Here is a 13,658-nt window from a genome sequence, read left to right on the forward strand (position 1 = left end):
CGATTGAAGCCCAACGACAAAAGCGAATTGCGATGCAGGTTTTTTGGCAACAGCGTTACGGCGACAGCGAAGTACTGAGCGACATACAACGAAAGCGGTGAGACGAAAACCGGATGGGCGCGGCGTAAGTGCGGTAAGCGTGTCACGCCGCGCATGCGCTCAGGGCGCGAGACGCTCGATGCGCCAGGCCACATTCGCGTTCTCACGCGTGTAGCGGATACGGTCGTGCAGGCGCGACGGGCGGCCCTGCCAGAACTCGATGGCCTCCGGGACGAGCCGGTAACCGCCCCAATGCGGCGGGCGCGGCGGTGTTTCGCCATACTGCGCGGCGATCTCGCGCTCGCGCGCTTCGAGCGTCTCGCGGTTCGCGATCACCGTGCTTTGCTCCGAGGCCCATGCGCCAATGCGCGAGCCGAGCGGGCGCGAGTTGAAGTAGGCGTCGCTTTCCTCTGCGCTCGTGAGTTCGACCTTGCCCTCGATGCGGACCTGGCGCTCCAGCTCGATCCAGTGAAAGAGCAGCGCCGCATGCGGATTCGCGCTCAGTTCGCGGCCCTTGCGGCTCTCGTAGTTCGTGAAGAATACGAAGCCGCGCTCGTCCACGCCCTTGATGAGCAGGATGCGCGCGGCGGGGCGGCCTTGTGCGTCGACTGTGGCGACCGTCATGGCGTTGGGCTCGGGCAGCTTCGCGTCGAGCGCCTGGGCGAACCAGGTCTGGAACTGGCGGATCGGATCGGGATCGACGTCGGCGGCGTCGAGCGAGCCGAGCGAGTAGGTCTTGCGGAGATCGGCGAGGGAGGTCATCTTTTAGGCAGACGCTTCAATGCGGACAAGTATATCGAAGAGACAGGAAGCAGGGGCCCGGCCAGGGGTGCCCGGCTGGGGCCTCCGGGCCTCATTCGGCGCGATCAGGCAAAATACGGGTCTTGCGAGGACCGCGACAGCAGCGTGCGACCGGTCCGCTTACGATTGCTACCGTCATGTCCAGTACCCCGATTTCCCCTGCCGCCGGCTCTGTTGATCTTACCCCGAGCCCCGCCGACGATGTTGCCGATCGCGCCCGCCGATTCGGCGGAATCGCGCGGCTTTATGGCGCACCCGCGCTCGACGCGTTCGAGCGCGCCCACGTTGCCGTGATCGGCATTGGCGGCGTGGGCTCGTGGGCCGCCGAGGCGCTCGCGCGCAGCGCGATCGGCACGCTCACGCTGATTGACCTCGACAACGTGGCCGAGAGCAACACCAACCGCCAGATCCACGCGCTCGACGGCAACTACGGCAAGCCCAAGGTCGAGGCCATGGCCGAGCGCATCAAGCTCATCGACCCGGCCTGCGACGTGCGCCTCGTCGAGGATTTCGTCGAGCCGTCGAACTTCGATGCGTTGCTGGGCGGCGGCTTCGACTACGTGATCGACGCCATCGACAGCGTGCGCACCAAGACCGCGTTGATCGCCTGGTGCGTGGAGCATAGCGTGCCGCTCATTACGGTGGGCGGCGCGGGCGGGCAGCTCGACCCCACGCGGATTCGCATCGACGACCTCGCGCTCACGATCCAGGACCCGCTGCTCTCCAAGGTGCGCGGCCAGTTGCGCAAGCAGCACGGCTTTCCGCGGGGGCCGAAGGCGAAATTCAAGGTGAGCGCGGTGTTTTCGGACGAGCCGCTCATCTATCCCGAGGCGGCTGTGTGCGATATCGACGCCGAGGCCGAGCACGTCACCACATCGCCGGGGCATCACGGTCCGGTGGGGCTGAACTGCGCGGGCTTCGGCTCGAGCGTGTGCGTGACGGCGAGTTTTGGTTTCGCGGCGGCTTCGTACGTGCTGCGAGCGTTGGCGCATCAAGCCAGCGGGCGTTGACGGCGAGCGCCTGGAACGCAAGAAAGCGTGCCTTTTAGGCACGCTTTCGTATCGAGGTGGAAAGCGAACGAACCGCGCGCGTCGGCCGCCTTATTCGACCGCTTCCGCTTCGTGCAGGCGCGGGAGCAGGCGATCGAACTCGCGGCGCACGAGACCGTAGCACTCGCATGCGCGCGCTTCGAGGCGCTTGCGATCGAGTACACGGATCTTGCCGCGGCTGTGATGGATCAGACCTTCGTCATGCAGCTTGCCGGCTGCTTCCGTGACGCCTTCGCGGCGCACGCCGAGCATGTCGGCGATCAGTTGCTGCGTCACGCTCAGATCGTTGGAGTCGACGCGATCCACTTCGATCAGCAGCCACCGGCACAGCTGCTTGCTCAGCGAGTGGTGGCGGTTGCAGGCGGCCGTCTGAGCGATCTGCGTGAGCAGCGCGTGCATGTAAAGCAGCGTAACGCGACGCAGGAGGTCCGAGCGCGCAAACTGCTGCTTGAGCGCCTGTGCGCTGATACGGTACGCGAAGCCCGAACTTTGCACCTGCACGCGGTTCGGCATCGTTTCGCCACCGGTCAGCACAGGCACGCCGGTCATGCCTTCCCGGCCCACCGCTGCAATTTCGACGGAACTGCCGTCTTCCATTGTCGTGAGCATCGAGATGACAGCGGTCGTCGGAAAGTACACGTGATGAATACGCTGGCCGCAATCGCAAAGCAGCTGTTCAGTGCGCAGTTGAACGAGTTCAAGATGCGGCGCCAACGCCTGCCACTCGTTTGACGGAAGTGCGCCAAGCAGATGATTGCCGTGCAAATCGGATTGAAGGGTCAACATGATCGGTCCTCGCGTAAAGCGGCGTGTGCCGCCTCCTGTTTTTTCTGCTTCCGGCTGCCGAATTTTTTGTTATCGCCGCTACCCGTTCGGCTATACGTTCGTTGCGCCGGCCCCATAAGCCCCACTAGCGTTTTGCGATCTCGTTTGTCGGCATCTACGCCTGTGCGGTGAACTCTACTTAGCAGGGGTTGTGCCAGCAGCCGCGAAAGTGAGGACGCTTGCGGCCTGGCGTCGCGCCAGCTATTTCCGGGGCGACGCAAAGTCGCATTATTGTTTCAGTTCTGTACTGCGCCAGCGCGGCGCCATTTGCGAAATCGCAAGAGTTTGTTGTTGCCAACGCCTTGATTTATATAGCGACTTTCGCTCGTCAGACGGATGCGCGGAAATGAGTCCTCGCTGAAACATCGTCGGGCCATCGCCGCGAACGCGTTGTGCGCCTGCCTTTGTTGCGATGCGGTGTTGATCCACTTCTGTTGGGGGGCTACCGACACTGTCGCAAAAACGTTCGGATGTGAAACATCACCTTGCGCGGCCATCTTCGCGCTTCGTGCGTTGCCGCACATAACGATGACCGCGCGATGAGCAGACCTGCACCGCAAGGAAAATATTCCTGGCGCACCGAGCGCTCAATGTGGCTGCGCGTACAGATTCGCGCGATACGTATTGTTCAAATGTCACCCGTACGCCAACCAATAACGAGACTCGGTGCATGACTTCGGGGGGAGTGACACAAATGAACAACGATGTGACATCTGCCAGCCTGATAGCCGCGATCAGCGAAGGTGACGCTGAACTCGTCGTTCAGCCCGTCGTGCTGGCGGGCGGTTCCGGCACGCGGTTATGGCCGCTTTCGCGCGAACACTGTCCCAAGCAACTGATCGATCTGCTCGATGGCGAGTCGCTGCTCGAGGCGACTGTACGGCGCCTCGACGGCATGTTCCTGCACGCCGGCGCCCCGCTGCCTGAAGCGCACACAGCGGTTCGCAAAGCTGCGCCATTCGTCGTGAGCAGCGAGGACTTGCGCCATCTGACCGCTGACCGTCTTGGTCGCAGCGGCTTGGCCGCTCGCTTCGTGCTCGAACCGCTCGCGCGCAACACGGCGCCCGCGCTGACGGCGGTGGCGCTCGCCGCGAGCCGCGACGGCGACCCCGTGCTCGTTGCCATGCCCGCTGATCATCTGATCGCCGATGGCGCCGCGTTTGCCGCCGCGCTCGAAGAAGCGGTGGCACACGCGGCGCGCGGCGCCATCGTCACACTTGGCGTGCCGCCGCAGCGCGCCGAAACGGGCTACGGCTACATCGGCGCGGGTTTGCCGCTCGGCAGCAGCGGCGCGCGCAGCATCGAGCATTTTGTCGAGAAGCCGGATGCCGAGCGCGCTGCAAGCTATGTTGCTTCGGGGAACTATCTTTGGAACAGTGGGATTTTCGTTGTGCGCGCATCGGTCTGGCTCTCGGCGATCGCGCACAGCCGGCCGCTCATCGCGGCGCAGTGCGCGGCGGCCTTCGAAAATGCCTCCGTCGACACTGACGGCACCGTCCACTTGAACCGCGATGCACTCGCCGCCTGTCCGTCCGATTCGATCGACTACGCGGTGATGGAGTCGGTCGGCGTGAACGCGCTGCTCGCGGGCGTGGTCGTACCGCTTCGTTCGGGTTGGTCGGACGTCGGCGCGTGGGATGCCCTGTGGCAAGTCTCGGAGAAGGACGAGAAGGGCAACGTCGCGCGCGGGCGCGTGCTGTTCGAGGATGCGACGGATACCTTCGTGCATTCGGACGGGCGGCTCGTTGCCTGCGTGGGCGTGCGGGGCATGGTGGTGGTCGAGACGGCGGACGCCGTGCTCGTCGTCGCGAAGGACCGCGTTCAGGACGTCAAGGCGGTGGTCACGCGGCTCAAGGCGCAACACAGTGAGGTGGCGCGGCAGCACCGGCGCGTGGAGCGCCCGTGGGGCTGGTACGACTCGGTCGATCAGGGCGAGCGCTTTCAGGTCAAGCGCATCGTTGTCAAGCCGGGCGGCCGGCTTTCGTTGCAGATGCATCACCACCGCGCGGAGCACTGGACCGTGGTGCGCGGCACGGCGCGCGTGACGCGTGGCGACGAGGTGCTCCTGCTTTCCGAAAACGAATCGACCTATATCCCGCTTGGCATGACGCACCGGCTCGAGAATCCGGGCAAGACCGCGCTCGAGATCATCGAGGTGCAGTCGGGCTGTTATCTCGGTGAGGACGACATCGTGCGCTTCGACGACCAGTATGGTCGGGTCCAGCAGGCGTAGCCGACTGAACGCAAGGCGAGGACGCCCGCGGCGTCCTCGGCCGCTCGATATCAGTTCAGCGTTGCACTGAGCTTGCGCCGCCACTCGCTCACGAGCTGCGGCTGATGCGCCGCGAGATCGAACACGGAAAGCATGGTCTTGCGGCCCACGTCGTCGCGGAAGGCGCGGTCGCGCTTGACGATCTCCAGCAGATGCTCGAGCGCCCCCGCGTACTTGCGCCGCGCGATCAGCGCGTTCGCCAGATCGAAGCGCGCTTCGAGGTCGCCGGGGTTGGCGGCGACCTGGGCTTCGAGCGCATCGGTGGGCGGCAGGTCGGCGGCGGCGTCGAGCGCGTCGAGGCGCGTCTTGAGCGCATTGAAGCGCGCGTCGATGCCCTGCGTGGTCTTGGGCGAGAGCAGCTCGACTTCCTTTTGTGCGTCGTCGGCGCGGTTGTCGGCGAGCAGCATCTCGATCAGGTCCATGCGCACTTCGTCGTTGCCCGGATCGAACGCGAGCGCGGCCTGTAGCGCTTCATAGGCTTCGTCGCGGCGGCCCTCGGCCAGCGCTTCCTGCGCGGCGCGGCGCGCAGCGTCGGCGCCGTCGGGGATCAGCCCGTCGAGGAACTGGCGCAGCTGGCCTTCGGGCAGTACACCCACGAACTGATCGACCGCCTGACGGTCCGCGAACGCCACGACGTGCGGAATGCTGCGCACGCCGAAGTGCGCGGCGAGTTCCTGATTCTCGTCGACGTTCACCTTCACGAGCTTCCATTTGCCCGCGTACTCGGCCTCGAGCTTTTCGAGCATCGGGCCGAGGCTCTTGCAAGGGCCGCACCAGGGTGCCCAGAAGTCGACCAGCACCGGCGCTAGCGCCGACGCTTCGATCACGTCTTTTTCGAAAGTGGCGAGAGTGGTGTCCATTGCGTCCTCGTTGAGATAACCGTTATGTCGCTAGTTGGGGACGAAACGCCCTGGTTTCAATCATCCTCCGAAAGCGGCGAGCCGTTAGCCTTTAGCGTGGCTTCTTTTCCGGCAGCGGAATCCATTCCGTTTCGCCGGGAACATGCCCCATTTCCTGGCGCGTCCAGGCCTCCTTCGCGGCTTCGATCTTTTCGCGCGAGCTTGCCACGAAGTTCCATTCGATGAAGCGCTCGCCTTCGAGCTTTTCCCCGCCGAGCAGCATCACGCGTGCCCCGTTCGCACTCGAGAGGGTGGCGGTTTCGCCCGGCACCAGCACGGCCATGGTGTGCTGTTCGAGCGGTGTGCCGTCGATCGCCAGATCGCCTTCCACGAGATAGACGCCGCGCTCTTCGTGCTCCGCGTCGAGCGCGAATGCGCTGCCCGGCGCGAAATCTGCGGCGACGTAGAGCGTGCCGGAAAAGGTCTCGACCGGCGAGGTCGCGCCGAACGCCGTGCCCGCGATCACGCGCATCGTGACGCCGTTGCGCTCGATTTCGGGCAGCGTGGCGGCGGTGTGATGGAAGAACGACGGTTCCGTGTCTTCATGATCGAGCGGCAGCGCCACCCAGGTCTGGATGCCGTGCATGGTGAGGCCGGTGGCGCGGTCCTCATCGGGCGTGCGCTCCGAGTGGACGATGCCGCGCCCGGCCGTCATCCAGTTCACGTCGCCGGGCACGATCTTCTGGCTGGACCCGATGCTGTCCCGATGCATCAGCGCGCCGTCGAAGAGATACGTGACCGTGGCGAGCCCGATATGCGGGTGCGGGCGCACATCCACGCCCGAGCCTGGCGCGAGCGTGGCGGGGCCCATGTGGTCGAAGAAGATGAACGGACCGACGAGGCGAGCAGCGAGCGCGGGCAGCACGCGCCGCACATAGAGATTGCCGATGTCGCGTTGATGAGGCTTGAGAACCGCTTTGATCGATGAGGACATGATGCTTCCTGGATGAGTCGTACGGCGCGGGTTATCGTCGAAGTCGGCGCGCGGGCACGCCGCGCGCGAGGCTGGCGCTCATTCTAACGCCGGCTTTCCCGGCGTGCGGCCAAGGCAACGGCCCGGCGCTGGCGGCACGGCGCGGGGCGTCACGAAGCGGCGCGAGGCGGTAAGATCGCCGCTTCGAAGAACAGGCATGACGCAAAAAGGGGGGAAAGGGATGTCGCCGAAGGACTTGTTGCTTGCGCTGGTGGTGGTGCTCGCGTGGGGCGTGAATTTCGTCGTGATCAAGGTGGGGCTGCACGGCGTGCCGCCGCTCCTGCTCGGCGCGCTGCGATTCATGCTGGCGGCTTTTCCCGCGGTGCTGTTCGTGAAGCGCCCGCAATTGCCGCTGCGCTGGCTGCTGGCCTACGGCGCGACCATCTCGCTCGGCCAGTTCGCGTTCCTCTTCACGGCCATGTATGTGGGCATGCCCGCGGGCCTCGCTTCGGTCGTGCTGCAGGCGCAGGCGTTCTTCACGCTCGGTTTTGCGGCGGTGTTTCTGCGTGAGCGCTTTCACGCGCAGAACGTCATCGGCTTGTTGATCGCTGCAGGCGGGCTCGCACTGATCGGCTTGCAGTCGATGGGCGGTGGCGCTCAGGGGATGACCATCGCCGGCTTCGTGCTCACGCTGTGTGCGGCCTGCATGTGGGCGCTCGGCAATATCGTCACGAAGAAGGTGGGCAAGGTGGATCTTGTCGGCCTCGTGGTGTGGGCGAGCCTCGTGCCGCCGCTGCCGTTTCTCGTGCTCTCGTACTCGATGGAAGGTCCGCAGCGCATTGTGGCCGCGCTCTCGGGCATCGGCATGACGTCGGTGGGCGCGATCTTTTATCTCGCGTTCGTGGCGACGCTCATCGGCTATAGCCTCTGGAGCCGCCTGCTCTCGAAGTATCCCGCCAGTCAGGTGGCGCCGTTTTCGCTGCTCGTGCCGATTGTCGGGCTCGCCTCGGCGTCGCTGCTGCTCGGCGAGCAATTGACCGCGGCCGAGATCGGCGGCGCCGTGCTCGTGATGGGCGGCCTCGCCGTCAACGTGTTCGGGGGCTGGGTCAAGCAGCGCCTCGGGGCCGTGCGCTCGTAACCATCCTGCTCCGAATGAAAAACGCCGCGCGAGCCCGAAGGCTTGCGCGGCGCTGCTGAAGCCGCCAGATGCCGCACTCGGCACTCAGGTCATGCGGCTCTTCGCAAGCGGCGGATTGGCCGCGAAATAGCGCCGGATGCCCTTGAGAATCGCGTTCGCCATCTTGTCGCGATAGGCGTCGTCGTTGAGCCTGGTCTCTTCTTCGGGATTGCTGATGAAGGCGGTCTCCACGAGGATCGACGGAATGTCGGGTGCCTTGAGCACCGCGAAGCCCGCCTGCTCGACCGAGCCCTTGTGCAGCTTGTTGATCTCGCCGACCTCGTTGAGCACGAAGCCGCCGTAACGCAGCGAGTCGCGGATCTGCGCCGTCGTCGACATGTCGAAGAGCGCGCGGTTCACCGCGGCGTCGGCCGTTTGCACGCTGATGCCGCCGATCTGGTCCGACGAGTTCTCCTTGTTCGCCATCCAGCGCGCCGCGGCGCTCGTCGCGCCGTGCTCCGACAGCGCGAACACCGACGAGCCGCGCGCTTCGGGTGTGGTGAACGCATCGGCGTGAATCGAGACGAACAGGTCCGCGCCCACGCGGCGCGCCTTCTGCACGCGCACGTTCAGCGGCACGAAGAAGTCGGCGTCGCGCGTCATCATCGCGCGCATGTTGGGCTGGGCGTCGATCTTCGCGCGCAGCTTCTTCGCGATGTCGAGCGCGACGTGCTTCTCGTAGGTGCCCGCGCTGCCGATCGCGCCCGGGTCCTCGCCGCCGTGGCCCGGATCGATCGCGACCGTCAACAGGCGCGTGGTGCCGCCCCTGGTGGACTTCGGCGCGGTGAAGCCGTAGTTGTCGTCGGCGCTGGCATTGTCGTCGTCGCTGTTGCGCTGGGCGACGACGGGCGGCTTCGGCGCAGCAGGCTTCGGCGCACGCGGCAAAACCACGGGGGGCGCGGAACGCGGCGTGCTCGGCGCGGTGCCCGCGTCGTTCTGCGCGTAACGCTCGAAGAATGCGTCGCTGTTGTCGTGCGCGGGCGGCGTATTAGGACCCGCGAGCGTGGGCGGCGTGGAAGGCGGCGCGCTGTCCTTCATCGCTTCGTGCGCGTCGAGCTGCTGCTGCTTGCGCTCGGTTTGCGCGAGCAGGTCCATGAGCGGGTCGGGCGCGACCGCCGGATAAAGGTCGAACACGAGCCGGTACTTGTACGAGCCGATAGGGGCAAGCGTGAACACCTGGGGCTTCACACCGCCCTTGAGGTCGAACACCATGCGCACCACGTGCGGCTGGTACTGGCCCACGCGCACGGCCTGGATCTGCGGATCGTTCGGCGTGATCTTGGAGACGAGGTTCTTGAGCGCGTCGTCGAGATCGAGTCCGGTGAGATCGACGACGAGACGATCGGGGCCCTGCAGCAATTGCTGCGTGTTCTGCAGCGGCTGGTCCGATTCGATCGTGACGCGGGTGTAGTCGCGCGCGGGCCACACCCGCACGCCGACGACCGACGTGGCCCACGCGAGGCGCGGCACGGCAAGACCGAGCACGAGCGTGGAGGCGCCCGCCTTCAGAATCTGCCGGCGACGCCAGTTGTGCGTGGCGGTGGCGGCCGATTCGATCGAGCGGAACGGTTTGATTAACATCTTTCTAGACATGCCTTTCCTGATGCGCTGTATGCGTATGCGGTGAGCACGCGGCCTTCGCCGCTTGCATCCGGCTCCAGCGAGAACACGAGATCGGGTATGCCAAGCAGGCCGCCCGCGCGTTGCGGCCATTCGACGAGGCACACCGCATCTTGCGCGAAATATTCGCGAAAGCCCGAGTCGGCCCATTCGGCCGGATCGCTGAAACGGTACAGATCGAAGTGATAAAGCTGGAGTTCCCCACAGGGCGTTGTAATCGTGTACGGTTCGACGAGCGTGTAGGTGGGGCTGCGCACGCGGCCCGTGTGGCCGAGCGCGCGCAACGTGGCGCGCACGAGCGAGGTCTTGCCCGCGCCGAGGTCGCCGTGCAGCTGCACGTGCAGACCGTGAAAGGGCGGTGCGTCGTGATTTTGCGCGCTCGTTTGTGCAACTTTTGCGCGCAGCGAATCGAGCGCGTGCGCAAAGCGTGCGCCGAAGGCGTCGGTGGCGTCGGCGTCTGCGAGATCGAAACGGCGTTCGAGGAGAACGGCGGCGGATGGATCAAGCGAAAGCGGCGCGTGGTCGTGACCGGGGCTGTCGGGCATTCTCGTAAAATGGCGTGATGAACCCCAAGCATTCCCCTTCCAACTCCGCGCAGGATGCGCGCGCGTCTTCGGAGGCGTTCGACCCAACGTCCGTTCAGGCGCCGCGAGATTCGACTGCGCCTGCTGCCGGGCAGGCCATGCCGCTCGATGAGGCGGCGCTCGCCGCGCTCGCGGCGCGCATCCGGACGTGGGGGCGCGAGCTGGGGTTCGGTGCGATCGGTATTAGTGACACCGACCTTTCCCATGCCGAGGCGGGCCTCGCCGCGTGGCTCGAAGCAGGCTGCCACGGCGAGATGGATTATATGGCCAAACATGGGATGAAACGCGCGCGGCCCGCCGAGCTTGTGGCCGGCACGCGACGCGTGATTACCGCACGCATGGCCTATTTGCCCATCGATACGCTCGCGCCGAATGCAGCGGGAAAGACGCACGAAAGTGCTTCGCAAGGCGGCTCGGATCGCAGCGGGAGCGCTGGCGCTGCGGTTGGCAACGAAATTGGCACGGACGTTGCCCACGAGAGCATTCACGCCGACTGGCGTCTGCGCGAGCACGCGCGTCTCGCCGACCCGCACGCCGCCGTCGTGTCGATTTACGCGCGCGGCCGCGACTATCACAAAGTGCTGCGCGCGCGGCTGCAGCAGCTTGCCGAGCGCATCGAGGCCGAGATCGGCCAGTTCAGTTTTCGCGTGTTCACCGACTCCGCGCCGGTGCTCGAAGTCGAGCTTGCGCAGAAGGCGGGCGTGGGCTGGCGCGGCAAGCACACGCTGCTCCTGCAGCGCGACGCGGGCTCGCTCTTCTTTCTCGGCGAGATCTACGTGGACGTGCCGCTGCCTGCCGACGCCGACGACCCGGCCAGGGCCGCGCCCGAAACACCTGGCGCGCATTGCGGCAGTTGCACGCGCTGCATCGACGCGTGTCCGACGGGGGCGATCACCGGCCCGTATCGCGTGGATGCGCGCCGCTGCATCTCCTATCTCACGATCGAATTGAAGGGCAGTATTCCCCTGGAACTGCGCGAGCTGATCGGCAATCGTGTGTATGGCTGCGACGACTGCCAGCTCGTGTGCCCATGGAACAAGTTCGCGAAGGCCGCACCCGTGGCCGATTTCGACGTGCGCCACGGGCTCGATCGCGCGAGTCTCGTCGAGCTGTTCGGCTGGAGCGCGGCGCAGTTCGACGAGCGCATGCGGGGCAGCGCGATACGGCGCATCGGCTACGAAAGCTGGTCGCGCAATATCGCGGTGGCGATGGGCAATGCGCTGCGCGCCACGCATGAAGGCGCGGATAGCGCCCGCGACGCCGCGCGCGCTGCGATCGTGCAGGCGTTGCGCGGGCGCGAGCATGACGAGTCGGCGCTCGTGCGCGAGCATGTGCTGTGGGCGCTCGAAGCGGCTTGATGCGGATGAAAACGGCAGAGGCTGGCATGGACCTGAAACTGAACGACGGCGCGCTGGAAATCGCGCGCACAACGCGGCACCATGGCGTGCAACGTTCGCGCACGAAGGAGACGACGATGTTCAACGCAGTGATCGACGCGCCATTCGGCAAGGTCGGCATCCGCACCGTCGGGCAAGCGCTGCGCGAGATCGTCTATCTGCCGGGACAGACGGCGAGCGTCGAGCCCGATTGTGAGCTTGCTTCCCGCGCAGCCGTTCAGATCGAGCAGTATTTCGAGGACGCCGACGCCGGCTTCGACCTGCCGCTCGCACCGCTCGGCACCGAGTTCCAGCGGCGCGTGTGGGACGGCATCTGCGCAATCGAAGCGGGCGAAGTCTTGACCTACGGCGAACTCGCGAAGCGCATCGGCGACGTGAGCCCGCGCGCCGTGGGCCAGGCGTGCGGCGACAATCCCTTTCCGCTCGTGATTCCGTGTCATCGCGTGGTGTCGGCGAGCGGCCTCGGCGGCTTCGCGCATCACGGCGGCGAAGGCTTCTTTCGCGACGTGAAGCGCTGGCTGCTTGCCCACGAATGCACGTCGAACCGATTTCAACTGCGCTGACACGATGACGATGACGACGAATCCGCCGCCGCTTGACTCAAGCGATGCCGCCGACGAAGTGGAGCAGGCGCTCGGCCCCGCCGCCGCCGAAGCGCTGGCATCGAGCCTCATCGCCATCGACACGTTCTGCGACGCCATGTGGCTCGAGCACGGCCTCTCGCGCAACACGCTCGACGCCTACCGGCGCGATTTGCGCCTCTTCGCGCAATGGCTCGCGAGCGAGCGCTCCAATTCGCTCGATACGACCCACGAAGACGATTTGCTTGCCTATAGCGCGCGTCGCAAGGACGATAAATCCACTTCAGCGAACCGGCGCCTTTCGGTGTTTCGCCGCTACTACGGCTGGGCGCTGCGCGAGCAGCGCGTGCATACGGACCCGACCGTGCGCATCCGCTCGGCAAAGCAGGCGCCGCGTTTTCCGTCGACGTTGAGCGAGGCGCAAGTCGAGGCACTGCTGGGCGCGCCCGATGTCGAGACGCCGCTCGGCCTGCGCGATCGCACGATGCTCGAACTGATGTACGCGAGCGGCCTGCGTGTGACCGAACTCGTCACGCTCAAGACGGTCGAGGTGGGCCTGAACGAAGGCGTCGTGCGGGTGCTCGGCAAGGGCTCCAAAGAGCGGCTCATTCCGTTTGGCGAGGAGGCGCACGCGTGGATCGAGCGCTACCTGCGCGAGTCGCGGCCGGCGCTGCTCGGCGCACGCACGGCCGACGCGCTGTTCGTGACCGCGCGCGCCGAAGGCATGACGCGCCAGCAGTTCTGGCACATCATCAAGCGCCACGCGGCGGCGGCCGGCGTGCATGCGCCGCTCTCGCCGCATACGATGCGCCACGCGTTCGCCACGCACCTGCTCAATCACGGCGCGGACCTACGGGTCGTGCAGCTTCTGCTCGGCCATAGCGACATTTCCACCACGCAGATCTATACGCACGTGGCCCGCGAGCGGCTGCGTCTGTTGCACGAGAAGCATCATCCGCGCGGGTGAGGTTGAAGCGATCGTTGCAGACCGTGCGATTACAATGCGCCGATGAGCAAAACGAAACACGTGTCCGAAACGCCCGCCACACAAATGCTGCGCCGCGCGGGCGTCGCGTTCGGCGAGCATCCCTACGAGTATGTCGAGCATGGCGGCACGGAAGAGTCCGCGCGCCAGCTCGGCGTGGACGAGCATCGCGTCGTCAAGACGCTGGTGATGGAGGACGAGCACGCGAAGCCGCTCATCGTCCTGATGCATGGCGACCGCAAGGTGTCGACGAAGAATCTCGCGCGGCAGATCGGCGCGAAGCGTATCGAGCCCTGCAAGCCCGACGTCGCGAACCGTCATTCGGGGTACCTGGTGGGCGGCACATCGCCCTTCGGCACCAAGAAAGCCATGCCTGTGTATGTCGAGTCGACCATACTCGAACTCGACGAGATCTGGCTCAATGGGGGCCGTCGCGGCTATCTCGTGAGCCTTGCCCCGGCGGTGCTCACGACGCTCCTGAACGCGAAGCCGGTGCAGTGCGCAAGCGTCGAATAG

Annotated in this window: 13 protein-coding genes; 7 read left to right on the forward strand and 6 right to left on the reverse strand. The window is 65.7% G+C overall.

All coding sequences use genetic code 11. The features are described 5' to 3' along the window. Positions 1-159: 159 nt before the first annotated feature. Entirely contained in the window at positions 160-801 is a 642-nt protein-coding gene (gene pdxH / locus AB4Y43_RS06410) for a pyridoxamine 5'-phosphate oxidase (protein ID WP_368683770.1), read from the reverse strand. Positions 802-977: 176 nt separating this feature from the next. On the opposite strand from pdxH, the gene tcdA reads away from it, so the two are divergent. Beyond that, positions 978-1,850, forward strand: a complete 873-nt coding sequence (gene tcdA, locus AB4Y43_RS06415) for a tRNA cyclic N6-threonylcarbamoyladenosine(37) synthase TcdA (RefSeq protein WP_368727261.1) — start codon at positions 978-980, stop codon at positions 1,848-1,850. A gap of 90 nt (positions 1,851-1,940) precedes the next feature. Here tcdA and AB4Y43_RS06420 read toward each other — a convergent pair whose 3' ends face one another. Beyond that, positions 1,941-2,675 carry a Crp/Fnr family transcriptional regulator gene (locus tag AB4Y43_RS06420; RefSeq protein ID WP_324156713.1) on the reverse strand — a complete coding sequence of 245 codons (735 nt, stop codon included), beginning with the start codon at positions 2,673-2,675 and terminating at the stop codon, positions 1,941-1,943. A gap of 733 nt (positions 2,676-3,408) precedes the next feature. Here AB4Y43_RS06420 and AB4Y43_RS06425 point away from each other — a divergent pair. Further along, positions 3,409-4,947, forward strand: coding sequence for a mannose-1-phosphate guanylyltransferase/mannose-6-phosphate isomerase (locus AB4Y43_RS06425; protein WP_368727262.1), 1,539 nt, complete (start codon positions 3,409-3,411; stop codon positions 4,945-4,947). A gap of 50 nt (positions 4,948-4,997) precedes the next feature. Here AB4Y43_RS06425 and trxA read toward each other — a convergent pair whose 3' ends face one another. After that, positions 4,998-5,846: a thioredoxin gene (gene trxA / locus AB4Y43_RS06430; protein ID WP_133182547.1), complete on the reverse strand. Its 849-nt coding sequence runs from the start codon at positions 5,844-5,846 to the stop codon at positions 4,998-5,000. Between the two features lie 91 nt (positions 5,847-5,937). After that, a complete protein-coding gene (locus AB4Y43_RS06435; protein WP_368603956.1) occupies positions 5,938-6,819 on the reverse strand; it encodes a pirin family protein in 882 nt (293 codons plus the stop codon). A gap of 220 nt (positions 6,820-7,039) precedes the next feature. Between AB4Y43_RS06435 and AB4Y43_RS06440 the strand changes: the two genes are divergently transcribed. Then, positions 7,040-7,936: an EamA family transporter gene (locus tag AB4Y43_RS06440; RefSeq protein ID WP_368727263.1), complete on the forward strand. Its 897-nt coding sequence runs from the start codon at positions 7,040-7,042 to the stop codon at positions 7,934-7,936. 84 nt (positions 7,937-8,020) lie between these two features. On the opposite strand, the gene AB4Y43_RS06445 is transcribed toward AB4Y43_RS06440, so the two are convergent. Next, positions 8,021-9,568 (reverse strand): N-acetylmuramoyl-L-alanine amidase, encoded by a 1,548-nt coding sequence (locus tag AB4Y43_RS06445; protein ID WP_368727264.1) that lies wholly within the window; start codon positions 9,566-9,568, stop codon positions 8,021-8,023. Continuing rightward, positions 9,550-10,140 carry a tRNA (adenosine(37)-N6)-threonylcarbamoyltransferase complex ATPase subunit type 1 TsaE gene (gene tsaE / locus AB4Y43_RS06450; protein WP_368727265.1) on the reverse strand — a complete coding sequence of 197 codons (591 nt, stop codon included), beginning with the start codon at positions 10,138-10,140 and terminating at the stop codon, positions 9,550-9,552. The genes AB4Y43_RS06445 and tsaE overlap by 19 nt, the downstream gene beginning before the upstream one ends. 137 nt (positions 10,141-10,277) lie before the next feature. Between tsaE and queG the strand changes: the two genes are divergently transcribed. The 4 genes from queG to ybaK all read left to right on the forward strand — a co-directional run bounded on the left by queG (position 10,278) and on the right by ybaK (position 13,658). Continuing rightward, positions 10,278-11,537 (forward strand): tRNA epoxyqueuosine(34) reductase QueG, encoded by a 1,260-nt coding sequence (gene queG, locus AB4Y43_RS06455; RefSeq protein WP_368727291.1) that lies wholly within the window; start codon positions 10,278-10,280, stop codon positions 11,535-11,537. A gap of 116 nt (positions 11,538-11,653) precedes the next feature. Further along, positions 11,654-12,139 (forward strand): methylated-DNA--[protein]-cysteine S-methyltransferase, encoded by a 486-nt coding sequence (locus tag AB4Y43_RS06460; protein ID WP_368727292.1) that lies wholly within the window; start codon positions 11,654-11,656, stop codon positions 12,137-12,139. Positions 12,140-12,149: 10 nt separating this feature from the next. Next, positions 12,150-13,124, forward strand: coding sequence for a site-specific tyrosine recombinase XerD (gene xerD / locus AB4Y43_RS06465; RefSeq protein ID WP_368727266.1), 975 nt, complete (start codon positions 12,150-12,152; stop codon positions 13,122-13,124). 42 nt (positions 13,125-13,166) lie between these two features. After that, positions 13,167-13,658: a Cys-tRNA(Pro) deacylase gene (gene ybaK, locus AB4Y43_RS06470; protein ID WP_342947716.1), complete on the forward strand. Its 492-nt coding sequence runs from the start codon at positions 13,167-13,169 to the stop codon at positions 13,656-13,658.

The organism is Paraburkholderia sp. BR10872, from assembly GCF_040965835.1.
Lineage (GTDB): Bacteria > Pseudomonadota > Gammaproteobacteria > Burkholderiales > Burkholderiaceae > Paraburkholderia > Paraburkholderia nodosa_A.

Bases quoted from the DNA above. Each gene is read 5' to 3' on its own strand.
- AB4Y43_RS06435 (WP_368603956.1), bottom strand. From the start codon at position 6,819: ATGTCCTCATCGATCAAAGCGGTTCTCAAGCCTCATCAACGCGACATC.
- AB4Y43_RS06425 (WP_368727262.1), top strand. From the start codon at position 3,409: ATGAACAACGATGTGACATCTGCCAGCCTGATAGCCGCGATCAGCGAA.
- AB4Y43_RS06460 (WP_368727292.1), top strand. From the start codon at position 11,654: ATGTTCAACGCAGTGATCGACGCGCCATTCGGCAAGGTCGGCATCCGC.
- trxA (WP_133182547.1), bottom strand. From the start codon at position 5,846: ATGGACACCACTCTCGCCACTTTCGAAAAAGACGTGATCGAAGCGTCG.
- AB4Y43_RS06440 (WP_368727263.1), top strand. From the start codon at position 7,040: ATGTCGCCGAAGGACTTGTTGCTTGCGCTGGTGGTGGTGCTCGCGTGG.
- tcdA (WP_368727261.1), top strand. From the start codon at position 978: ATGTCCAGTACCCCGATTTCCCCTGCCGCCGGCTCTGTTGATCTTACC.
- AB4Y43_RS06445 (WP_368727264.1), bottom strand. From the start codon at position 9,568: ATGTCTAGAAAGATGTTAATCAAACCGTTCCGCTCGATCGAATCGGCC.
- pdxH (WP_368683770.1), bottom strand. From the start codon at position 801: ATGACCTCCCTCGCCGATCTCCGCAAGACCTACTCGCTCGGCTCGCTC.
- xerD (WP_368727266.1), top strand. From the start codon at position 12,150: ATGACGACGAATCCGCCGCCGCTTGACTCAAGCGATGCCGCCGACGAA.
- ybaK (WP_342947716.1), top strand. From the start codon at position 13,167: ATGAGCAAAACGAAACACGTGTCCGAAACGCCCGCCACACAAATGCTG.
- tsaE (WP_368727265.1), bottom strand. From the start codon at position 10,140: ATGCCCGACAGCCCCGGTCACGACCACGCGCCGCTTTCGCTTGATCCA.
- queG (WP_368727291.1), top strand. From the start codon at position 10,278: ATGCCGCTCGATGAGGCGGCGCTCGCCGCGCTCGCGGCGCGCATCCGG.
- AB4Y43_RS06420 (WP_324156713.1), bottom strand. From the start codon at position 2,675: ATGTTGACCCTTCAATCCGATTTGCACGGCAATCATCTGCTTGGCGCA.